Origin of the sequence: Pseudoalteromonas rubra (assembly GCF_005887115.1) — a bacterium.
In the GTDB taxonomy this organism is placed as follows: Bacteria; Pseudomonadota; Gammaproteobacteria; order Enterobacterales; family Alteromonadaceae; genus Pseudoalteromonas; species Pseudoalteromonas rubra_F.
Genome location: NZ_PNCJ01000014.1, coordinates 169,350 through 191,712 on the forward strand (window position 1 = coordinate 169,350; position 22,363 = coordinate 191,712).

20 protein-coding genes are annotated in these 22,363 nt (G+C 49.8%); 10 read left to right on the top strand and 10 right to left on the bottom strand.

The window, feature by feature from the left end:
• Positions 1-36: 36 nt before the first annotated feature.
• Positions 37-648: a hypothetical protein gene (locus tag CWB98_RS10120; RefSeq protein ID WP_138544758.1), complete on the bottom strand. Its 612-nt coding sequence runs from the start codon at positions 646-648 to the stop codon at positions 37-39.
• Positions 649-660: 12 nt separating this feature from the next.
• Positions 661-2,283 (bottom strand): LruC domain-containing protein, encoded by a 1,623-nt coding sequence (locus tag CWB98_RS10125; RefSeq protein WP_138544759.1) that lies wholly within the window; start codon positions 2,281-2,283, stop codon positions 661-663.
• 281 nt (positions 2,284-2,564) lie between these two features.
• Between CWB98_RS10125 and CWB98_RS10130 the strand changes: the two genes are divergently transcribed.
• The 5 genes from CWB98_RS10130 to CWB98_RS10150 all read left to right on the top strand — a co-directional run bounded on the left by CWB98_RS10130 (position 2,565) and on the right by CWB98_RS10150 (position 7,699).
• Complete coding sequence (locus tag CWB98_RS10130; RefSeq protein ID WP_138544760.1) at positions 2,565-3,314, top strand: hypothetical protein; 750 nt, start codon at positions 2,565-2,567, stop codon at positions 3,312-3,314.
• A 165-nt stretch (positions 3,315-3,479) separates the two neighbouring features.
• The gene (locus tag CWB98_RS10135; protein ID WP_138544761.1) at positions 3,480-4,739 is read left to right on the top strand and encodes a WecB/TagA/CpsF family glycosyltransferase; all 1,260 of its coding nucleotides are present in this window, start codon (positions 3,480-3,482) and stop codon (positions 4,737-4,739) included.
• 2 nt (positions 4,740-4,741) lie between these two features.
• Positions 4,742-5,425, top strand: coding sequence for a sugar transferase (locus CWB98_RS10140; RefSeq protein WP_138544762.1), 684 nt, complete (start codon positions 4,742-4,744; stop codon positions 5,423-5,425).
• Between the two features lie 245 nt (positions 5,426-5,670).
• Complete coding sequence (locus CWB98_RS10145) at positions 5,671-6,810, top strand: polysaccharide pyruvyl transferase family protein (RefSeq protein ID WP_138544763.1); 1,140 nt, start codon at positions 5,671-5,673, stop codon at positions 6,808-6,810.
• Entirely contained in the window at positions 6,767-7,699 is a 933-nt protein-coding gene (locus tag CWB98_RS10150; RefSeq protein WP_138544764.1) for a glycosyltransferase family 2 protein, read from the top strand. The genes CWB98_RS10145 and CWB98_RS10150 overlap by 44 nt, the downstream gene beginning before the upstream one ends.
• On the opposite strand, the gene CWB98_RS10155 is transcribed toward CWB98_RS10150, so the two are convergent.
• The 5 genes from CWB98_RS10155 to CWB98_RS10175 form a co-directional block, all read right to left on the bottom strand.
• On the bottom strand, positions 7,696-11,082 hold the full coding sequence (locus tag CWB98_RS10155) for a leucine-rich repeat domain-containing protein (protein ID WP_138544765.1): 3,387 nt from the start codon (positions 11,080-11,082) through the stop codon (positions 7,696-7,698). The genes CWB98_RS10150 and CWB98_RS10155 overlap by 4 nt on opposite strands.
• Before the next feature lie 147 nt (positions 11,083-11,229).
• Entirely contained in the window at positions 11,230-12,117 is an 888-nt protein-coding gene (locus tag CWB98_RS10160; protein WP_138544766.1) for a PD40 domain-containing protein, read from the bottom strand.
• Entirely contained in the window at positions 12,114-12,962 is an 849-nt protein-coding gene (locus CWB98_RS10165) for an alpha/beta hydrolase (protein ID WP_138544767.1), read from the bottom strand. The genes CWB98_RS10160 and CWB98_RS10165 overlap by 4 nt, the downstream gene beginning before the upstream one ends.
• A gap of 382 nt (positions 12,963-13,344) precedes the next feature.
• Positions 13,345-13,593, bottom strand: a complete 249-nt coding sequence (locus tag CWB98_RS10170) for a hypothetical protein (protein WP_138544768.1) — start codon at positions 13,591-13,593, stop codon at positions 13,345-13,347.
• Positions 13,594-13,700: 107 nt separating this feature from the next.
• Positions 13,701-14,807 carry a tRNA nucleotidyltransferase gene (locus tag CWB98_RS10175; RefSeq protein WP_138544769.1) on the bottom strand — a complete coding sequence of 369 codons (1,107 nt, stop codon included), beginning with the start codon at positions 14,805-14,807 and terminating at the stop codon, positions 13,701-13,703.
• A 92-nt stretch (positions 14,808-14,899) separates the two neighbouring features.
• On the opposite strand from CWB98_RS10175, the gene CWB98_RS10180 reads away from it, so the two are divergent.
• A complete protein-coding gene (locus tag CWB98_RS10180) occupies positions 14,900-15,814 on the top strand; it encodes an ExeA family protein (protein WP_138544770.1) in 915 nt (304 codons plus the stop codon).
• A 9-nt stretch (positions 15,815-15,823) separates the two neighbouring features.
• A complete protein-coding gene (locus CWB98_RS10185) occupies positions 15,824-16,921 on the top strand; it encodes a general secretion pathway protein GspB (RefSeq protein ID WP_138544771.1) in 1,098 nt (365 codons plus the stop codon).
• Positions 16,922-16,952: 31 nt separating this feature from the next.
• On the opposite strand, the gene CWB98_RS10190 is transcribed toward CWB98_RS10185, so the two are convergent.
• Complete coding sequence (locus CWB98_RS10190) at positions 16,953-18,155, bottom strand: HD-GYP domain-containing protein (protein ID WP_138544772.1); 1,203 nt, start codon at positions 18,153-18,155, stop codon at positions 16,953-16,955.
• Positions 18,156-18,327: 172 nt separating this feature from the next.
• On the opposite strand from CWB98_RS10190, the gene CWB98_RS10195 reads away from it, so the two are divergent.
• A complete protein-coding gene (locus tag CWB98_RS10195; protein WP_138544773.1) occupies positions 18,328-19,650 on the top strand; it encodes a M20 metallopeptidase family protein in 1,323 nt (440 codons plus the stop codon).
• On the opposite strand, the gene rluA is transcribed toward CWB98_RS10195, so the two are convergent.
• Complete coding sequence (gene rluA / locus CWB98_RS10200; protein WP_171045625.1) at positions 19,628-20,281, bottom strand: bifunctional tRNA pseudouridine(32) synthase/23S rRNA pseudouridine(746) synthase RluA; 654 nt, start codon at positions 20,279-20,281, stop codon at positions 19,628-19,630. The two genes, CWB98_RS10195 and rluA, sit on opposite strands and share 23 nt — an antisense overlap.
• A gap of 151 nt (positions 20,282-20,432) precedes the next feature.
• Between rluA and CWB98_RS10205 the strand changes: the two genes are divergently transcribed.
• Entirely contained in the window at positions 20,433-21,023 is a 591-nt protein-coding gene (locus tag CWB98_RS10205; RefSeq protein ID WP_138544774.1) for an alpha-ketoglutarate-dependent dioxygenase AlkB, read from the top strand.
• A gap of 13 nt (positions 21,024-21,036) precedes the next feature.
• Entirely contained in the window at positions 21,037-21,750 is a 714-nt protein-coding gene (locus tag CWB98_RS10210; protein WP_138544775.1) for a nitrilase-related carbon-nitrogen hydrolase, read from the top strand.
• 45 nt (positions 21,751-21,795) lie between these two features.
• Here CWB98_RS10210 and CWB98_RS10215 read toward each other — a convergent pair whose 3' ends face one another.
• Complete coding sequence (locus CWB98_RS10215; RefSeq protein ID WP_212751131.1) at positions 21,796-22,185, bottom strand: winged helix-turn-helix transcriptional regulator; 390 nt, start codon at positions 22,183-22,185, stop codon at positions 21,796-21,798.
• Positions 22,186-22,363: the final 178 nt, after the last annotated feature.

The window sequence follows — 22,363 nt, forward strand, 5'->3', positions numbered from 1 at the left end:
AGTGGCAGACGGTTTTGCGAGGAACTATTAGCCGGCTCAGTTAAATTGATGTGCCACTGTGGTTGCCTGCATGCTCAGTTCACTGAGCAGGTGGTTGTTTTGCAGCATGCCGTCCACACTAATCAGCAGAGTTTTATAGTTAACCGGAACGTCCAGAGTCATGGTGATCTGACCGGCATTGTTGAAGCGGGTGGTCGCCAGCAGTGCTTTGTCTGCTATAGCCTGGTCTTCGTAGCTTTCTACAACATCGTGCAGGGCATACACTTTGACCATTCTATTAGCCAGACTTGCCCCCAGAACATCCTGTCCGCCCAGATCCAGTGTGACTGTCTTGCTGGTGCTGAAGCTAAAATCTGCTTTCACGTGCAGGTCGTTGGAGGTTTCGGCCTGGCTGTCGAGCAAGTCAGGGTCAGGCTCGTAACTGGGGGCAGGCTCAGCAGACTCGTCTGGTGTGACGGTTGTATCCTGTTGTTGCTCCGAATTTGTATCTGCTGACACCGTTGTGCTCGCGTTACTTGCAGGCTCGCTGGCCGCATTACTGCTTGGCGCTGCGGAACTTGATGTGCCGCCCTCACCACCTCCACCGCCACAGGCACTGAGGGTCAAGCAAATAAACGTTAGGGTAGCTAGTTTAGTCAGTGTATTCATGATCGTATCCTCTTAGTGTGCGCTGAAAGTATGGGTAGTGCGTTCGTTGGTCATAAACCAGTCCTGAGCTTGCTCGCCACTGCTTTCAACCCAGGTTTCATAAGCGGGATACGCCCAAATAACATCGAGATACTCTCTGGGATAATGCCAGTCGTTACTGATCATCAGTGCCCATGGCAGGTTCTCGGCTGTTCTGAAGTAACGTCCCGACTGCGTACTGGATGTGTCATCCGCATTGCCAAAACGACTGGTATCAAACTTGTCTGTCGGAGGGTAATCAGCCAGATGGATTTCCAGAGAACGGTCTTGTGTTCGGTACAAGAAGAAATCGAAGTCACTCATGCTCAGTGTATCCAGGCCTTGTTCAAAGCTGACATCGAAGGTGTAAGGCACAGGCTCAAAATAGTCACAGGTCATGACGGTATTAAAGTGCTGGCACTGACCAGACTGACCTGTGTTAGTGAATACATGGGCATTACTCCACAGCGATAGGACCGCATTACTTTGGCCGTCTTCAGCAAGTTTGTCATAGCTCTCGCCGTCTATGGTTAACCGGGCCTGCTTTATCAGCGCTGGATCGCTGTTCATCAGACGAAGCCCAAAGCCATTCTGATACGCTGCACCGCGCGCGGTGATCCAACCGTTAATGATGAAGCCAGTAATTTGATTGTCGGCATTGTAGGTCATACGGATACGCTGTTTAACGACTAAATCGTTCATATCGTGGTCGCCACGTGCGGGCCAGTTATCCTCAAATGCCAGTGTTGTCACGCCTTGTGCACTGGGAAAGTACTGGCTGTATGCGCGATTAAAGTCGTTCGGAAATTCATCCTGTTCGTCTTCAATACCATCTGCATCGCTGTCGTTTTGTTCTGGCATCACGGTCAGGTTAAGGGCCGAAATCGCAGTAGCCGGGGAGCTTTTGACGCTGAAAACGGCGTCGTTGAAATCATTATCACCCCAGGTGCGTGGTAAATCTTCAAAGCCGATTACCACTTCCTGCTGCGCTTCATCCAGCAACAGAACGCAGTGCTGACGCAAGGTTTCGTCGTTTTCCGGGTTGAGGTCAGACAACGAATAATAGTAGGGGGTTTTAAACGGTTTTACGCCGCTGTAGTACCAAAAACCGTTCGCGGCGATAAAAAACCCGATACTGGTGCCTGCCGGAAAGTTACCTATGCTCACGCGGTGCCCGTTAGTCAGGTGCGGATAACTGAGATTTGGAAAGACAATGGTTTCCTGCACTTCCTCTGGGGTTTGAGGCGGGTTTTGCGGATCAAAGGTAAAATAGCCAAAAGAGTTTTTGTACCCTGCGCCTTCATGGATAAAGGTGACAAATACTTCGGCGTCTTCGTTCAGGTGAATGGTAGACCCCTCATCACCTGTGATAAAGGCTTCATTTACTCTGGCCTCTGGTAACGCATTTTGAATACGCTGGAAAAATTCCGGGCTGTACTGGTCGCGTGTATAAATCAGAGAATCAGGTTTGCCCGTGGATTGGTTGTAGCCACCGGGCCACGTTTGCCCTGACTGGAACTGCCAGACGTACTGACCATCGACTTGTTGAACTGCGCCGGCGGTGAAAGAGAGTAGCCCTGAGGCCAGTAATGGGTACAGCAGGTTAAATCGCTTCATAATCGTCGCTCCAAATGAAAAGGGGGGTAGATTTGTTCTGTAGGGACCTCTTCACGAAGCATGCCAAAAATTAACGCTAATATAATCAGTATCTTATGTTTTTTGTTTGAACGGTAAGCGCGTTTTTCGCAAATTGCACTGCATTGCGCTTTGCAAACAAAAAAATAGCTATCCGTTTTTGAAAACCACTCGGGAAAGTAGGGAAAATTGGCTTTAATGTGCTGTTTTTGGCGATCGGTGTAATACTTGCTTGAGTAGGGAAAACGATAAAGGAGGTGAGTATGAGCGCTGATCGATCACACACTTTGGTGTTTAGTGTTGCCCTGAATGGATACCAGTGGCGCTACCGACGTTATCTAAACAGCCAGCGCCGCTACGCCAGGCGCATGGGATATGATTATGTGGTGGTTACGCGTCCCTGGTTCAACAGGCTTGGGGCGGAGTGCTGCTGGCTCAAATTGTTCTTGCTCAAAGCTGCACTGCTTTCTGGCTATAAACAGGCTCTGTTTGTGGATGCTGACGCCTGTATTCAGCCGACGTGCCCGGCACTAGAGACGTTATACGACGAAGACACCTTTTTACACCTGGCAAGAGGCTATAGTGGCGCGTTTAATTCCGGGGTGATGCTGATGTGCAATTGCACTCAGGCGATTGAGTGGCTCGATACTCTGATTGCGGCCATGACTCAGCCTGTGGCTGAGTCGCAAGGGATAGGCTGGGGTGAAAATGGCCATGTGATCCATTATGCCAACAACTGTGAGGGAGTGGCGGAGCTTGACCGGCGCTGGAACAATACCTATGACGCAGAGCTGACAGACTACATTCGCCACTTTAACTATGGACCGCTGAAATGCTCCTGGCTGGATAAGTGTTTCCATACTCTTATTTTTAAATGTTCACGCCTGTTGTTGGGTTATAGTCTGTCCCGACCCGATCAGCAGGCAGGCAAGCTGGGCGTGGTTCAGCTGCGTATTCCTGCTACTCTTGCACAAATTCAGCGGCTATATCCGCGGTATTTTCCTTCTCTGTGAGCGCCGCATGGCGCTTCTCAAAATAAAAAAATTCCCAAAATGCAACGCACTTTCGCTTCTTAAAAACACACTAAAAACCAACTAATTCATTTAAAATCAATGCTTTAAAATCTGGCATGGTCCTCGCTATATCTTGTCGTGAACAGATAAACACCGGAGGACGCGATGTCATTTAATCTCACTACATCATCACCAGAGCCAGGCGAGGCCACAGCACGTAAAGCAGTGCGTGTTTGTGTTGCCCTGATACTGGTTGCTGTATTTTTGCCCGTGTACTCTGTTAATTGTGTGTTGGCTTTACTGTGTTTTAAAGCGCCGCTGAAACGCCTGACCTGGATTGACATTAGCGCGCAGCCAGTGCGTTTATATTGCTGGCAGGCAGGGCTGTTTAAGCGCAGTGCTGTCGTTTTCAATGTGCTGGGTGGCACGATACGCTTTGTTGGCAATCCGTTAGTACGCGACGGTGTGAGTATTCCTGTGATCAGGCGCTTCCATTCTCCGTGCAGCAGTCCGGGCCTGTTCGACAGCCTGTGGCTGTATAGTTTGACCGGGCTCAGTGTCAAAGCGCCTTTAGCATTGCTGCAGCAGCAAAAAGATCAGAGTGTGTTTGCTGATACCTGCCTGATTATCAAGGTGATGCTGTGCCTGTGTTTGTATCGCAAGACTGCAACTATGCCAGCGCACAGCGAACTATTTGGCATTCCCTTTAGTAACACTCGCATGCAAGCGGCGGTCGACTGGATTGTTGAAGGTGCGCAGCAGCAACCGTTAAAACCTGCATGCAGAGCGGCCTATTACATCAACGTCAACTCAGTTAATTTGTCGGCGGCGAATACTCATCTCTATCAGGCACTAAAAGCCAGCGACCGTAATTTCATCGATGGCTCGGGTATGCGCATCGCGGCGCGTCAGGCGGGAATGGGTCTGGCCGACAACAATAACGGCACAGACATGCTACCGATGCTATGTGAAGCCGCTGTTAGCCGTAAACGTTCGTTATTTCTGCTGGGTGCACAACCTGGGGTTGCCGAGCAGGCGGCCAAAAACTTGCGTCAGCAGTATCCCGGACTGCACATTGCGGGCGTTCATCATGGTTATTTCGATGATGACGAGCAAGTCTGCAACACCATTAATCAAAGCGGCGCCGACATAGTGCTGGTGGCGCTGGGCTCGCCTCGTCAAGAAGTCTGGATAGATAACAACAAGCATAAACTCCAGGCGAATTGCGCACTGGCCGTGGGCGGCTTATTCGACTTCTTTTCAGGCAACATAGCGCGTGCGCCAATGTGGATGAGAGAGCTGGGTCTTGAGTGGATCTGGCGCCTGATGCTCGAACCCAGAGCCAAATTTAACCGCTATGTGCTCGGTAACCCGATTTTTCTATTCCGTGTTTACGTTTTACAACAAGCTTTGCGAGGATTTTAATCATGTATAGCATCAAGAAAACCACAGCTACTCAGTTCACTCCAGCAACTCCGTCGGCATCTGCGCAGGTTAAACTGGATGGTCGTCACCATGGTATACCGGCCTGCTTACAACGCCTGGCCGCGATAACCGGATTACTGCTGCTCAGCCCGTTCCTGTTGGTTCTGATAGCGTTAATCAAACTGGAAAGTCAGGGTCCCTGTGTGTACAAGCAGGTCCGGGTAGGCAAGCTGGGTCGTCGCTTCACAATGTATAAGTTTCGCTCTATGTATATGCCGGAAGATCCGCGTTTCCGTAATCCTGATCCGGCTCAAAGCGATCGTGAAGGGGTCTGTGCTAAGTACCGCAATGACCCTCGCATTACTCGCATTGGCGCATTTATCCGTAAGTACTCAATTGATGAGTTACCCCAGCTGATGAATGTGGTGCGCGGCGACATGCTGTTAATCGGTCCGCGTCCGGCGCTGGAAAAAGAGGTACATGCTTACCAGCAGCATGAATTAGGGCGCCTGAACAGTGAACAAGGTCTGACTGGCTTGTGGCAGGTGACGGGCCGTGCGGATACCACATTTGCGCAACAGGTTCAGCTGGACAAGCAATATATTATGGAGCAAAGCGCACTGAACGATGTGAGCATTTTACTCAAGACCATTCCATGTGTTATTGGCGCCAAAGGCGCTTATTAAACTCAGCAGGAGCACTATCTTGAACCCGATTTGTACCTTCCCATAAAACCACCGCTCAGTCGGTGGTTTTTCTTTTCTAAAAGCCCATTTCTATTTTGATAATTGCAGTGTGACAACGCGTCGCCTTTTGCAAATTAGCATTTGTATAAACGTGTAAAAATAATTAAAACCCTTTAAAAACAGTTGTTTGAATTTTGGCATGAGAGCTGCAATCTCTTGGTATCTTAACTTAGCGAGGCAGCACAATGACAGCAAAAAACAAAGCTTATATTGTCGGCTACTATGGCATGCGTAACAGCGGTGACGATGCGCTTATGCTGGCAGCGGCGATGGGCGCCCGGCGTTTTCTGGGCAGTGAACAGCTCACCATCAGCGCACCTGACAGCGACCCTTTGGTCAATCAGTTGGGGTGCAGTGGACAACAGCCATTGCTGTTTCGTGGTCACCAGAGGCTGTGGCATTACCGTCATGCCTATAGTGCAAACCACGTCATTTTTGGTGGTGGCTCGGTATTGCACAGCAGCCGCGATATCGCCCTTAAGCGCCACATGATGGCTCTGAGCGGTCGCAAACAGGCGATGGCGCTGGGTGTGGGCATTGAGTCATTCAAAACCCTGGATGATGAACAGCAGTGTAAGAAGTTTTTGAACGAATGCGGGCTGGTCACCCTGCGTGACAAGCAAAGCTATGAGATTGCTAAGTCACTGGCGCCTCACGCTAACCTGAAGCACACCTTTGACCTTGCGCCTTCTTTGTTGCATCACCTGAAAGGAAGACTGAACCCGGTGGCGCGTCAGGGAATTGCTTTTAACTTTTGCCCGCAATCTATAGATGCGTTTGGCAATGTCAACGAGCACAATGAACTGCGCCGGATTGCCAAAGCCGTTGACCTTATTACCACAGTGTGGAGCTTTACCAATGAAGACATTTATCTGGTGGATCTGAACGACCAGACAAAAGGCAGTGACAGAGCAATCCACGACAAAATAGTGGCTCGTCTGCCTGAGTATGTACGGGTTAAGCGCATCCACTATGTGGCGAACCCGGCCAGTATATTACAGTGTATGGCGATGTTCAGGGTCATGGTGGGGATGCGACTGCATGCACAAATCTATGCCTATATGACGCAAACGCCCTTTATCAGTTTGCAATATCACGCCAAATGCACGCAGTGGTGTGAACAGATTGGCTTGCCTGAACAGTATGCCTTTGACGCCAACGAATTTAGTCCGGACACCCTGTTCCGGGTGATGTATCGCGGCCTTGAACGCGGTTTCGATGCACCCACTCTGGGTCTGGGTCAGGCCATCACTTTGTCACTTTCTAACTGGAGCGAAAACTATGAACAGCATTCAATTCACAGTCGTTATTCCACTGTACAATAAAAGCGAGTGTATTGTCCGGGCGCTGCAAAGTGTTCATGCACAACACCATCAGGCCGCGGAAATCATAGTCGTTGACGATGGCTCTACTGATGACAGTCCGCAAAAAGTGATTGATCTGGGCCTGCCTAATCTGCGTCTGGTACGTCAGAGCAATCAGGGTGTTTCTGCTGCACGCAATAAGGGCGTTAAAGCGGCAAGCAATGAGTATGTGGCATTTCTTGATGCCGATGATACCTGGAGCCCCTTCTTTTTGGCACGTATGGCGGAATTGATCCAGACCTTTCCACAGGCGGGTTTGTTTGCCTCGCGCTACCAAAAGGTGCTGGACAATGGTGAGTATATCGATGCCAAAATCGCACTCACCAACTGGGCTCCAGAGGGCTATGAGATGGACAACTACTTTGAAGTAGCGGCGAACGGCGACTTACCTTTTACTATGTCGAGCTTAGTGGTCGACAAAACGGCATTTAACCAGCTGGGCGGGTTCCCGGTGGGTGAATGGATGGGAGAAGATCAGAGTTTTTATGTGCAGGCCGCCCTGAAATCGCGTATTGCGTATTCTCCTGCCATTGAGAGCTTTTACTTTCTGGGCGCGCCGGGCAGTGCCTGTGATAAAGCGCCGCCGTCCCAGCTGTGTCCGTTTGCCGAGCGCCTGCTGAGCGCCATTAAAAACGGCGAGGTGGCGCACACTGCGATGGCGCATAAATATGTGGCGACCCACATCTGCGACCTGGCCAAACGCAATATAAAGCATCGTTTATACGGCCATGCACTGCGCTTGCTGGCCAATCCGGTGGCACGCGCCAAGCCACTGCACTGGAGTGCCTATATGATGTTAAGCGTGCTCAGAGGGGCGCTATCGCGCATGTCTTTGGGGGTTATTCGCTAATTCCGCTGGGCATTGATTTCCTTTCGCAGCGCCGTAGTCAGCTCAGTCCAGGCCTGCTCGGGATGGGCCAGCTGATTAATGGGGACCAGGCGCTGCTTATCATCTTGCGGGAAAAACTGATAGCTTGCCATATTCACAGCCTGGTTACCCAGCAACGAAGATTGCACATCCTGTGGCCACAGCTGCCAGCCCTGAATATCGCAGGCACTGAGTAGCACAGGGTAGAGCCGGGTTTGACTGTCGGAGAGCTTGTCGAGCACTTTGGGCAGCTCAACGGTATGCACATAGCTGGAGGCAATAAACGCCTGACTGACCAGCAGGATCACCACGTCGGCTTTGTCTATGGCGCTGCGGATCTGGCTGTCCCACAGCTCACCGGGCTTGATCAAACCATCCTGCCAGATCTCAATACTGTGGTCGCGTACCAGATTGGTCAGGTGGGCTTCCAGTGTATGTTTGTAAGCCATATCATCATGACAATAGGAGATAAACACTTTAAGCGGGCGGCGCAGGTGATGGTGGGTAAAAGGCTGAAAGTCGGCGCTATCAAGCAATTGACTGGTCCCTTGTGCCATAACTTTGGTGCCGGTGTCGCTGTTGGCCAGTTTCGCTGCGCTGACAAAGTGTGTGTTATCCAGAGAGATGCTTAAATCTTTGGGTGGGTGGTTAAAGATTTGCTCATAGTAACGGCGCTTCATTCGCGCCTTGATTTGATCCACATTTTGTAGCTTTGGCTTTTCCTCACAAAAAGAAGCAAAGCCGGCCTCAAATTCCGCGACTTCCCGGGTAATATCAAAATCATGGTACAGGCCCATAATCACATAATATAAATAGGCCGTGTGGCGCAGCCGTTGTGCTTTTGGTCCGCTGATATAGACACGTACCCGGATCTCTGGGTGATAGCTGACTTTGATCAGCACTTTGCTGGCCTGACTGGTGTCTTTGTTGCCTGATTCGTCTTGCCTGACACCGAGTGTAAATAACAGCTGATTGCGCCAGAAGGTTTTGGCGTCGGGCAAAATACCAAAGTGGCAGATCAACTGATTGATTAACCCCATGGGAATAAAGCGGGCAAACCTCAGGGTAAAGGCCAGGGTCTGATCATAGCCAAAGGTCAGCAGGTCGTAGCCATTGGGGTCCTGCTCGGCCAGCGGCAGGTAGTTGGGGATGATCCATTCGTCGCTGTGGTCATGATAAAAAATCACCTTTTCCTGCTTAAGCAGTTCAATCAGGTCGGTATCGATTTTTTGCTTTTTAATCAGCCGCTCAAATTTTGATTTGGCCACCCGGCCACCGCTGTTTTTGAGGGTGCTTAGATTAAGGATCTCCGTATGAATATGACGGATCACTGCCTGCGGGTCGAGCCAGACCTTGTTGTCGTTGATCTGAGGATAATAAAGCACCAGGCCCTGGCGGTGTAACTGTGTCAGCTCAGTCTTGAGGTATGCCTTGTCATCTTCTGATCCTGCCTGGTAGTGCGCTACCAGATGGCCCAGTTGCGTATAAGTGTCGAGTGTACCTGGTTGCTGACGCTTAAGAATATAATTGATAAATGTCTGATACCAGGGGTCGCCCGGTGCGGTGCGCTTATGTTTTTCAATCAGCTCATTCAGGCTGGCCTGCAGATAGTGTAAAGCGGCCTTATTCACGACGGAATCACCCGTTTTATCCAGACTGATATAAAACTGGTTATCTGCCACTTTGGCTTGTTCTGGCGTGAGGCAGCCCCGGGGATCGCTGTCGGCATGCGTCTGGATTAACAAGAGCGGGGTTTGTTTGGCCTCTTCGGCTTCGCGCAACCCCTGCCACTGGGCCAGCCAGTAATCCAGTGAAAAGTGCTGGGTCATTTCGCCATGGCTGTCTTGTGCCTGACGGGTCTGGTTACATTCGTCCTTCCACAATAAACAGGTGAGCGCCTTATGCTGCATAAATACCCTATACACCCCGTGGTAATAATCCTGTCCGCCAAAGTCATAAAAAATCGCATCGGGGAGGGCTGGGTCTCCTTGCCCGCCTGACCGCTTCTTGTTCTTGTCAGGGAGTGCATAGTGCGCAACTTCCAGAATATGGGTAGAGCGGGTTTTTGAGTCCAGCGCTCCTTTCTGGAGGTAATGGATGAGGCTGGACTTACCGGCACTATGGTTGCCTAAAAAGGCGACTTTACAGGGCAGTTTAATTTCGCTGTTGGTATCTTTAAGGCGCAATAGCAGGTTTTTGATTTCTGGCAGGTGGTCGTCGCCTAGCTCTAATGATAAGCCGTGTTCTTCTTCAAAAGGGTTGCTGTTAAGGCTAAGATTCGACAGATTCGTTAAGCTCGACAGGGGTGTAATATCAGAAATGTTGTTCCTGCGCAGTGATAAGTAGTTCAGCCGCTGCAATGCGGAAAGTGGAGAGGTATCTGCAATTCCATTACCATTTAGATCTAGTCTCCGCAGATTAATCAGAGAGCTAAGCGCAGATATGTCTTTCAGGGCGTTTTCTGACAGGTCCAACGTTTCAAGTTTAACCAGTGAGGTGAGTGGTGTCAGATCTCTAATGTCGTTGCCCCAAAGATCCAGATTTTTCAGATTAGATAATGACGCCAGAGGGGTTAAGTCATAGATTTCGATTTGTTGAAGCAGGAGCTGCTCCAATTGCTTTAACTCACTCAGCGGAGATAAGTTGGATATCTCATTTTCACTGAGGTCTAGCTCAATTAAGTTTGACAGAGAAGCTAAAGGAGAAATATCGCTCAGCTCATTATCTCTTAGAGCTAAGCTCTGCAGGCTGCTTAATGCTGACAGGCGGGCAATATTAGCAATATCATTTAAACTTACATCTAAATATTTAAGGTTTGTTAATTTCGCAATGTCAGAAATGTCGTCGAGTTCAGCGTTACGTGCCCTTAAGAACTCCAGCGTGTTTGGTAGCAACAGGAGTTGCTCTGAAGTGATAGCAATACCGCGGGCATTTAATATCTGCAGCTCTGTAAGCTGTGATAGATCTAGTAGCCCGGTGTCGTGAGCGTCTGCTGGTGATAACGATAATATATGTAGCTCAGTTAACTGGCTGATACTGTTAAATGTTTTAGGGTTGTTAAAAGCTTCGTCAGCAATCAGGCACTCCAGTTGTGTAAAGCCACTAAAGTCCTGCGTTTTATCGGCATCTAGCGCCTTTTCAGAAAATAAAAATTGCTGGGTCGGCAATGGAATATTGGGCAGTTTTGCGCTTAATAGTTCATCCGGAATTGGACAATGCTTATCCGCCCTCAAATACAACACCCTTAACCAGGTCAGCTCAAACAATTCATCGGGCAGGCTATCATACTCAAGGTTGGAGAGATCTAGCACCCCGGTTTTGGCTTTTTGTTCTTGTTGAATACGTTTGAGGACTTCTGCTGACATACCTTTTCCTTGCCGGTGCTGAACGGGGGAATAGTTTTACCCGCTTTTAACGATGGAGGCAAATGCTTAACGATAAAGGAAAAGTATATTGGTAACTCGGCAGCTGACACCTTGTGCAGTGCCAGCTGCGGACAGAGTTTCGTTGTGTTACTGCCGGGCTCTGAGAGTATCTATAATGCTGGCATCGACCCAGTAGATATCAACATTTTTGTTGTCGTCACTGACACCGCGGTTAAATAGCAGGTATTTACCATCGGGGGTGACTGTGGCGTAGGCATCCCATTTATCTGAGTTAACGGACTCACCCATATTGATTGCTTTTCCCCAGCTGCCGTCCTGTTGTTTAAAGCTGATATAAAGATCAGAATCGCCAAAGCCGTCTTCGCGTTCGCTGTCCCAGATAAGGTAGCTCTCATCGGGCGCGATAAAGGGGTGGGCGGTCATTTCCCCGGAGTTGACCACTTTACTCATTACCCGTGGTGTTTGTCGCTGGCCATTTTTAACCTCGGAAATGCGTACTACCTTGTTTTTATAATCGTCAAAGACATAAGTGCCTTTTTGAGATGCCGATAAGCGCATAATGCCAAAGTCCTCACGGTCAAACATGGGACCCAGACTTTGCCGCTCTGTCCAGTCGTTGCCCTTGCGGTCCCGGTAGCCTTCGGCCATATGCATGCGCTGACCATCGGGTGAAAAGCTCACTTCGCCGATGCGTAAAAACTCGGTGAACTTCACCCAGGTGTTGTTCTGTTGTCTGAAGCCAATCACAGTCGGGCGAAAACCGGTTTTGTTGGGCCCTTCATAGACTCCCCGGTCCAGAGTAAAGTAAAACTCCTGCATGCCGGGTGCAAAAACACCTTCGAGCTCCCAGTCTGCTTTGGAAATAATACCCGGGGCAAAGGGCTCGGCGGTCATGCCTGGTGGTTTTTGGCCCATCAACGGGCCTGTCAGGGTGCCGAATTCATCCTTGGCCTGCGCCAAGGTGCTGGTCAGCAAGGTACTTAATGCGATCGTTGTCAGGGTGACAGGTTTCATAGTGTGTCTCCTTGTGTTGTACGTTCCGATAACCATTTGATTGCATATACGCCAGTCAGGGGAGCAGCGCTCTGGTGGGTGCCTTCTATCTCGGCCAGCTCAACATGCAGTTGGGGGTTGTTTTGTTTTTTCAGAAAGTTAAACAGTGCTTTGACATGCGGGCTCAGCTTGTCTTCAAGGGTGCCGTGGGACAAATAGACGTTGGCTTTTGTTTTAGATGCCCCCTGGTTGCGTGCTTCAAGAAGTTGCGGAAGGCGCCACACCGACGGGCTGCCAAGCAGATAGTTGTCAAAGGTATCGGGCTGAGTCAGCAAAGTATAGGCGCCAAATAACCCACCCATGGAGTAGCCAAAGTAACTGTCGTTACCGGGTTTAACACGATAGTGTTGCTCAATATAAGGCTTGACCTGATTGCGGATAAAATCGATATGGGCATTGGCTCCGCCAAACTGATATTTTGCCTGATTCTCAGGCTTGGTTGAGGGGGCGAAGGAGTAATCTCGGAAGCGGCTGGCAAAGGGGCCAACCTCTTTGTTGATGTTATCCGGCATATTGGTTTGCCAGGAGATCCCCACCAGAATAGCTTCTTCCATCAGAAAGTAGGCCGCAGAGGTCATCATTTCAATGTGCCAGGTCATATCGGTGTAATACAGCACCGGATGTTGCTTTTGTGCTGAATAGTGCTCAGGCAGCTGAATAACCAGTTGATACTCACGCTCGGTGCCGTTTTGCGTCAGCGGCACAACCTGAGTTCGCGGTATTTCATAGTGCTCAGGTTTGTTACCAGCCAGTAGCTTCATTGGCAGCAGCAGAATAAAAATTAAAATAAAGATGTTATGGGTCATCGTCGTTCCTCTGTCATGTCAGGTCGCAGTGTGAACGGGTTTGTCACAGCGGCTAACGACACTGTATTGAACAGCCTGAAAAACACATGATGTTTCCTTGATATTCGGCTGAGTTCTTTATCCTAATATTAAAAGCATACTTATCAGTAAGTTAGGTTTTATATTCAGGTGGAGGTGACTCTCAGATATGTTCTGTATTGAGCGTTTCGCGCTCAAATTTACGGGAGTTGGATTACAAAAGTGGCATTAAATTGGGTGGGTCAGAGAGCTGCTTCCCTGGAAAAGACTGGTCGATGTGCCGTTTTTTGTGGGCTGGTGACGCAAGTGCGCTGGCTTAAAGGAGGTGCTGGCACTTAGTGAAATGTGCCAGCTGTGTGTCTTTTTACTGACACTTTTTCGCAGTGATGTCTGCCTCGGTCAGGGTCATTTTTTCAGGAGAAATGACGACTTTCTCATTCGCTGAGCCGACGACCAGAGAGCCACTGCCTACCGTGATGTTGCCACCATAAATAATGTACTGCAGCGTGTTGTCTTCATCTACTTCAAACGCCAGGCTGGGCTCTGCGTCTTTAAGTTTAAAGTGACGGAGGTTTTCATCAAAAGTGCCGTTCAGTTGATGGCGTTTGCTCAAATATAAACCGCCCTTGCGGGCGGCAGTTGACAACCCCTTAGCCTGATAAAATTGGCTTTTAAACTGCACACTTAAGCTGAGGACTTTAATTGAGCTCGATGGTTTAGCTAAAAATCAAACAGGGCTTTGATAGACTGCTCTTTTAGCTTATCCATTTCGACTTTGATTTGTGGCCCCTTAACCCCTTTGGCGATGACATCTTGCGCCTTGACTTGTGCAGCAAGGTGAAGTGCCTGCGCCAGCATGTTGCAGCGCTGAGCAAGTTCATTACTGAAAGTGCGGGCGGCTTTGCACAGTAAAGTCAGACGTTGTGGTCGTCGCGATGCATCCAGTCGCGTGAAAAGTTGCATGATAGTGGCCGGCTGCCAGTCGGGACCCTGTAGTAAAGGCAGTGCGGTTTGCAGGTCGCGCAGTGCTTCGCTATAGGCTTTGGGGATCTTATAGTCCTGTTCCAGATTATAGCCCTCAAGCTGAGCTTCTTGTTGCCACAGTGCAAAGCTGACCGTCATAAAATCAGGGTCTTGTTTGTCCAGCTGAGCAATACGCGATTGCAAAACTGTGCAGTCTTGCTTGGTCCAGTTAGCCAGCCAGGGTAGCACCAGATGGAGTGCATTCAGGCTGGCCAGTACCTCAGAAAAGACCTCAATGGCACCATCTTTGAGTGACTTTTCAATCTCCAGCCAGACTCGCTCTTTGGTCAGGGTAGCCAGTTCACCCTCATCAACCATACGTTGCATTAGAGCCTGTGTTTCTGGTGCGATGGTAAATCCAAGATGGTGATAGCGAGCGGCAAAGCGTGCCACTCGCAGCACACGCAGAGGATCTTCAGCAAAGGCGTCACTGACATGACGTAGGATGCGAGCTTCGAGGTCTCGCTGTCCCTGGTACGGGTCGATGAGAGTACCATCCTGATCCCGGGCAATGGCATTAACCGTGAGGTCGCGGCGCATCAGGTCTTCTTCTAGCGTAATACTGGGGGCAAAATCACAGATAAACCCGGTGTAGCCCTGGCCCTGTTTTCGCTCAGTGCGTGCCAGTGCGTGTTCATCTTTACTTTGGGGATGTAAAAAGACCGGAAAGTCTTTGCCAACTTGCTGATAGCCCAGAGATTGCATCTGTTCAGGGGTGGCACCTACCACCACATAATCGCGCTCCAGAACAGGGCGTCCCAGGAGTTGATCACGCACTGCGCCACCGACCAGGTAAATTTTCATGGTAAATTCCGTATTGAAAAAGCAAACAAGGTTTTAACTTGTGCCGTTTTTTTGCCATTATAGGCCCCATTCTAACAAGAAAGAGACGAGCCGTGTATTTACGATATTTTGGTCTGACCGAAAAGCCGTTTTCGATAGCACCAAACCCGGAATTTTTGTTCCTAAGCGAACGCCATAAGGAAGCGCTTGCTCATCTGACTTATGGCCTGGGCGATGCCGGTGGCTTTGTGCTGCTGACCGGAGAGGTGGGAACAGGTAAAACCACAGTGACCCGCAGCATGCTGGCACAGTTGCCCGAATCTACGCAGGTGGCATTTATCCTCAACCCGGCGTTGTCGGAAATGGAACTGCTTGCAAGTATCTGTGATGAACTGAACATTGACTACGACGCAGACAATGCGACGCTTAAGTCACTGACCGATGTCATTAAAGCACGCTTGCTGGAGAATCATCAGCAGGGTGGCCACACTATGTTGATCATTGATGAGGCGCAGCACCTTGCTGCTGACGTGCTGGAGCAATTGCGATTACTTACTAATCTGGAGACCGACCATAAAAAACTATTGCAAATCGTACTTGTGGGTCAGCCGGAACTTCAGCAGTTACTCAAACGCAATGAGTTGCGTCAGTTAGCACAGCGTATTACGGCGCGGTATCACTTATTGCCGCTGACAGAGTCTCAGGTTTTTGCCTATGTGAAGCATCGCCTCAATAAGGCCGGTTGCCAGACCAGCCTGTTTGAACCTCAGGCCATTGCCTATATGCATCAGGTGACGGCTGGTATTCCGCGGCTGATTAACTTGCTGGCCGACCGCTGTTTACTCGGTGCCTACTCTGCACAGCAACAAGTGGTGACTAAGGCTGTCGCAATTCAGGCAGCCAAAGAAGCTTTGCCACTGGATTTGGTTCCGCAGGCAAAAGAGCACAGGATGAATATGCCGGTACTGGTCTCTGGCTGGGTGGCCGCCATGTTTATGTGTGGCATCGGTCTTTCATATATTTTTTAGTGGTGTGATATGTCGTACCTAATCAATGCATTAAAACAATCTCAACAAATCGACTCTGAGCAGGATTATCAACAATCACGTCATGAGCAACAGGTCCGTTTCTATCGCCGTCTAAGTCTGTCTCTGGGTGGCGCGCTGATCAGCTTATGTGCTTTGGGCGCTGGCTATTTTGTCGGTGAAGCCTTTCAGGAGAGGCCGACCGACGCAGTGGTTGCGAAAACAGCCGCTGAACATGATGACACCGCAAATGTTACAGTGGCGAATCAGGCAGAGAAACAAGACAGCCCCGCCACTGCCGCAGCGCCAGTAACGGCCGTGCCTCACAATCAGGTTGCTATGGGTAATCCGGTTGTTGTCCAGCCTGGTCAGGTGATGAGTCAGCCGATGAACCAGGGTGTCAATCCAGTGATTAACCCCGTCATGCAAAACGCGCAGCGCCAGATCCATTATCAGTGGATGTCAGTCCAGGTTGGCTTTGATGCTCAGGGGCAACCTGTGTACTCGCAACAGCTGGTGCCTGTCTCTGCTAATGGTCAGATTATTCAGCAACCCGTCGGCAATCAGTATAGCGCAGTACAGCAAGGTTACCGGCCTACTAACCAGCCCGTTTATGCGACAAATCAGGGACACCTCAACCAACAACCGCTGGAAGATTTAAGCGGCTATCGGGTGCTAGGTGTACCACTGGAGCAATCTCGTGCCAACGCAGCCCGACAGGAAGCACAGCGTCAGGAGGCTGAGGCCCTTGCTGGCGTACCCGATGAATTAAAGAAAGCGTTTGAACAGGCTGTGGAAGAAACTGCGCCTAAATCTGACCGCATTGTCTCTGAAGTCTTGTCCAGTACCCGAGGGTCAGCCAGAGCAACGCCCGTTGAGTTACTGCCAGAGCAGCTGCAAAACAGTCTGCCAAGACTGCGTTATCAGGCCCATATTTACGCCACCGATGCTCAAAAGCGTTGGATTAAACTGAATAATCGTGAATTGTATGAGGGCGATAACATGGGCGCCCTGCAGTTGGTGGAGATCACCCCAGAGCAAGCCATGTTCGATTTTGATGGGATAGAGTTTACCCTGCAGGCGATGCAGGATTGGCCTGATAACCAATAGTACCTATACCAATTACACACATTGTTATTATTCAGGGCATCATGGTGTGGCGGAAAAAGCGGATCAGATCAATACTGAACTCTTCCGGTTTTATCGCCGCTTCCAGCTCATCGGTCACACGCTTATCGGCCAGATCTATGTCTTTTACTTCTGTATAAAGCATATTTTTGGCGTGATAAAACACTTTTACCACCGGCTTAAGTGGCTCATTGGGGTTACTTGAGGCCACTATGCCAATACGTTCGCTCTTGAGTTTCACCAGAGTGCCTACCGGATACACGCCAATGCAGTTAATAAAATGGGCCAGCAGGTCGGCGTCATAATGCCCCGGCGTACCCTCTTTTAAAATACGAAAGGCGCGGATCGGGGTTAGTCCAACCTTATAGACGCGTTCGGCCGTCAGGGCATCGTAAACATCAACGATGGCTGCCATGCGAACATACTGAGACAGGTCATCGCCTTGTTTAGCAAAGGGGTAGCCACTGCCATCCAGACGCTCATGGTGAAAGCCCGCAATCTCGGTGGCAATCTGGCCCAGTCCGCTTTCGCCAACAATCTCATAGCTGTATTTGGCATGGGCCATCATTTGCTGGTATTCGTCATCTGTGAGCTTACCGGGTTTATTAAGGATTTCGTTTGGCACCTTGATTTTGCCAATGTCATGCAACAAGGCACCGGTGGCGAGCTGCTCAATGATGTCGCGTTCGAGGCCAAGGTGTTTAGCAAAAATGCTCATCAGAATAGACACATTCAGTGAATGCTCGAGTAAATAGCTGTCTTTTTCACGGATCCGGGCAATACAGGCCAGTGCATCCTGATTGCGAAAAACGGAGTCAATAAACCCCGAAGCCGTTTGTTTAAACTCTTCAACCGCGATGGCTTTACCGGCTTTGACATCGGCGAAGGCTTTTTCCTGCAGTCCTTTGGCTTCCTCGTATAAAGCACTTGCATGATCCAGCTCGGCCTCAACACTGGTGCTTTTGTGCCAAGGGTCATGCACCGTGACATTATCCTGATGTGTTTCATTTTGTGGTTCAGACTGAACTTTGGTTTTGGCTTGCAGTGTTTTGTCCGGATCGATTTCTACTTCGAGTACGCCCGCTTTTTGTAAAGAGCCGATGGCGCCTGTGGTGCGCACCCAGCCCTGACTTTTTACGCGTACGTGTCCTGCCTGTCGGGTGACACTGACCACAAACATACCAGGTTTTAAGTCATTGATAGTAATCGTTTTCACGGCTGCAATTTGATGGTTGTTCAGACTTTAAGCTTAGCAAAGGTTATGCAGAAAGAAAGGAATAATCGGTGCTGCTGCGCCTTTTATCATCGCCCTGATACCGCAAAGAGGTTGCAATTATAAAAATTTCTTCGCAAGCTGAGTATCCAAAAAAACGGTAAGAATAACAACGATGAAAACACTACTATCTGCACTATCACTGGCGCTGGCGAGTCATTGCACGCTGGCCTACGAACTGGATACCCAAGTATCCCGCGCTTTGCCAAAGCTAGAGGCGCTCTATTTGCATTTGCATCAGAACCCTGAACTTTCCTACCAAGAGGAGCAGACCGCAAAGCGACTGGCGGATGAACTTCAGCAACTTGGATTTGACGTGACCGAGCGGGTTGGCGGGCATGGCGTAGTTGGGTTACTGCGCAACGGAGAGGGGCCAACAGTGATGATCCGCGCCGATACCGATGGTTTACCTATTATCGAGCAGACCGGAAAAGCGTATGCGTCAAAGGTGCGGGTTAAAGATGCCAACAACAACGAAGTCGGTGTCATGCATGGGTGTGGCCATGATATTCATATGACCAGCTTTATTGGCACCGCTCAGCAGCTGGCGAATAACCGCGATCAGTGGCAGGGCACCCTGATGATGGTCGCTCAACCCGCAGAAGAAGTCGGGGCTGGAGCGAAAGCCATGCTTAAAGAAGGCTTATTTAGCCGCTTTGCTAAGCCCGATCATGTCCTTGGGTTACATGTCAGTGCGTCGTTACCGGCAGGTCAGGTTGCCATTGCGCCGGGCTATGCATTGGCGAATGTGGACTCAGTTGACATCACAGTGAGAGGCAAGGGAGGGCACGGTGCATATCCTCACACTACGGTTGATCCTGTGGTACTGGCATCGCGCATCGTACTTGCGGCGCAAACTATTACCAGTCGCGAAATTTCGCCGTTAAAACCTTCGGTGATCACGGTGGGCTCAATCCACGGTGGTTCAAAACACAATATCATTTCTAACGAAGTTAAACTTCAGCTGACACTGCGTTCATATGACCCTGCTGTTCGAGAGCAGCAAATTGCAGCGCTGGAGCGTATGACCAAGGGGATTGCATACAGTGCGGGCTTGCCGCCTGAACTCGCCCCGATTGTGTATGTTCACGAAGAAGAGAGTATTCCTTCGACCTATAACACACCTGAGCTAGCAGCGCGGGTTGAAAAAAGCATTCGTGCTGAGCTGGGTGACGAACATGTCGTCAAGGCTGAGCCTGTGATGGCCGGTGAAGACTTTGGCTTATATGGTCGCACCCCGGAAAATATCCCGGCAACGATTTTCTGGTTGGGTGGCGTTGAGCCTGAGGCGTACCAGCAGGCTCAGTTTTCGGGTGAAGCGCTACCTTCGTTGCATTCGAGCAAGTTTGCACCGGACTATCCGCTGACCATAAAAACCGGTGTACGTGCCATGACCGCCAGTGCGCTGGATCTGTTTAAAACGGCACAGGTGCAATAAAGGTCATCATTTTTTCTGACTCAGGGTGACTGATCTGCAGCATTTCTGCGTGCAACTGAAGCCGGGATGCTGCAGCCAGCGCTTCACCTTGGGAGTAGAGGCGATCTCCTAAAATGGGGTGGCCGAGTGACAGCATATGCACTCGCAGTTGATGGGAGCGTCCGGTGATCGGGGTAAGCTTGACGCGGGTTGCCATAGATTCGTGTGATAACACTTCAAAATGCGTTAGCGAAGGTTTACCTGTCTCGTGACAGACCATTTGCTTCGGGCGGTTTGGCCAGTCGCAGATCAGCGGCAGGTCCACAGACCCCTGCTTTTGCTCTACAAGGCCATGCACCCGTGCGATATAACGTTTGGCTGTCAGGCGATCCTGAAATTGGATACTCAGAAAGCGATGTGCTGCTTTATGCATGGCCAGGCATAATACTCCGGATGTCGCCATATCCAGACGATGAACTATCTTTGCGTTGGGATATACCAGATTAACCCGGTTGATCACACTGTCCCAGTGTTTAGGATCCTTACCCGGTACGCTCAGTAAGCCACTGGGTTTATTTAACACCAGCATGTGTTCGTCCTGATAGAGAATATCAAGATAGGGATCGGTGGGGGGAGCGTAATTGACTAACACAAATAACCTGCAACTGGCATCGACTTCAAAGGCCGACATTTTACCTAGCGTCTGGCGAAAAGGCCAATCACAATACACGTAATGCCCTGTTATTGACACCCGTCAGAAGATAGGAGAAAGTGCAAAACCTAAGCGCGTAAAGGAATCAAGTATGAAGCTACCATTACACTGCGAATACAGCTACGACCCCGATTTTTTAACTCAGGAAGAAAGCCTGGCTTTGTATCAGTGGCTGACAGACCACTTTGACCTTTCACAACCTGAAACCATAACCATGGGAGACGGCTCAAAGGCTGCTATTCGGCCCTGGAAAGTTAATCTGTTAGAACCTGAGCTTGCTCAATCGGGCCAGTTCGGTCTATTCCATGGCAGACAACAGCCCTGGTTTGCGTTAATTGAGCAGATCCATCAGCGCCTGACAGAACAAACCGGGTTAGTTTTTCCTGTGTGTGTATGTCTGTATTATCCTGACGGTGAAGAGTGGATGGATTTTCACTGTGATTTGCCAGCGTTTGGCTCTACTAATGTCATTCCCTCTTTGAGTATAGGCGCAAAGCGTACCTTTCTGATACGCAACACACAAGATCATCAGGAGGTACACTCGGTTGAGCTGGAAAATGGCTCTTTGTTTGTCATGGGCGAGGGTTTTCAGTCACGCTATCAGCATGCGGTGCCGCGGGCATCAGAAGGGGCAGGTCCCCGTTTTAATTTGACGTTCCGCCAGTTTGATCAGGCTAAATAAGTAAGGAGATGTGATGAAAGTAGGCTTTTTTCAGTTCGATGTGGCATTTGCTGAGCCTGAGCAAAACCGTGACGCCATCAAGCATGCGCTGGTGATGTCTCATGAGTTTGATCTCTTGTTGCTTCCTGAGTTGTGTACTACGGGAAGTATATTCTTCGACCGCCAGCAAGTTTTTGATCTGGCAGAAGATTTGTATCAGGGCGCAACTTCACGATTGCTGCAATCCCTGGCTAAGGAAAAATCAGCCTGTATTGTTGCGGGACTCGCTGAGTGCTACGAAGGGCAGCTCTACAACAGTACGTTGCTGACAGGTCCTGAGGGTTTACTGGGCATTCACCGCAAAGTGCATCTTGCGTCAACGGATCAGTTACGATTTGTGCCTGGTAAAGACTTCTGCGTGTATGAAGTTCAGGGGGTCAAAATTGGCGTCTTGTTATGTTACGACATTTGGTTTGAAGACGGTTTGCAAGCACTTAAACAGCAGGGCGTGCAGATCATTCTTAATCCGTCTAACTTTTGTGGTGAGGACAGCCTGGCAGTGATCAAAAAAGCGGCCAAAGACTATGGTGTCTATGTGATAGCCGCTAATCGCCTGGGTATGGATCACGACTGTAATACGGGCGTTCGTTTCATTGGTAACAGCCTGATTATAGACCCACAAGGCACTGTGCTGGCGCAGGGCGACGAGTCTCAACAATTAAGGGTCATTGAGATACCTGTCGGCTAGCTTTCATTAATGATTGTGCCGTCACTCAGACTGCGCTCGTTCTGGTCACTCCGCCTGATTTGCTTCATCATAACTGGCACGGGCCGAGGCTATTTCGTCAAAGTGATCGTCGGCCCAGGACACCAGCTGCCAGGCGGGTTTAGCGAGTCCCCGCCCCAGTTCTGTCAGTTCATATTCCACTTTTACCGGTACCTGAGGGTAGACAGTGCGTTTGACATAGCCATCGCGCTCCAGATCACGCAATGTTTGTGTCAGCATGCGCTGCGAAATTCCCTGAATCCTCGATTTTAAGGCGTTAAAACGGTCTGGGCCATCGACCAGTGCAAACAGAATTAAAATCGACCATTTGTCACCTATCTGTGCTACCACATTCCGGATCGGGCAGCGCTCATTCTGTTCAAAGACCCTGCGGGCCTGCGGGTTAGTATCGCTCAAAATGCAAATTCCTGAAATTGGGTTAAGTATTAAACAGGCTACTTTGTCGAAATGAGCCATGTTACTGTCAATTATAGATCTTAGTATACATAAGTAACTAATTGGGTTAAAGGCTTAAACTTAGGCCTAAATCTGTACCCATAGCAGTTTTCTTTTCGGGCGGACTGTTTGTATGTAA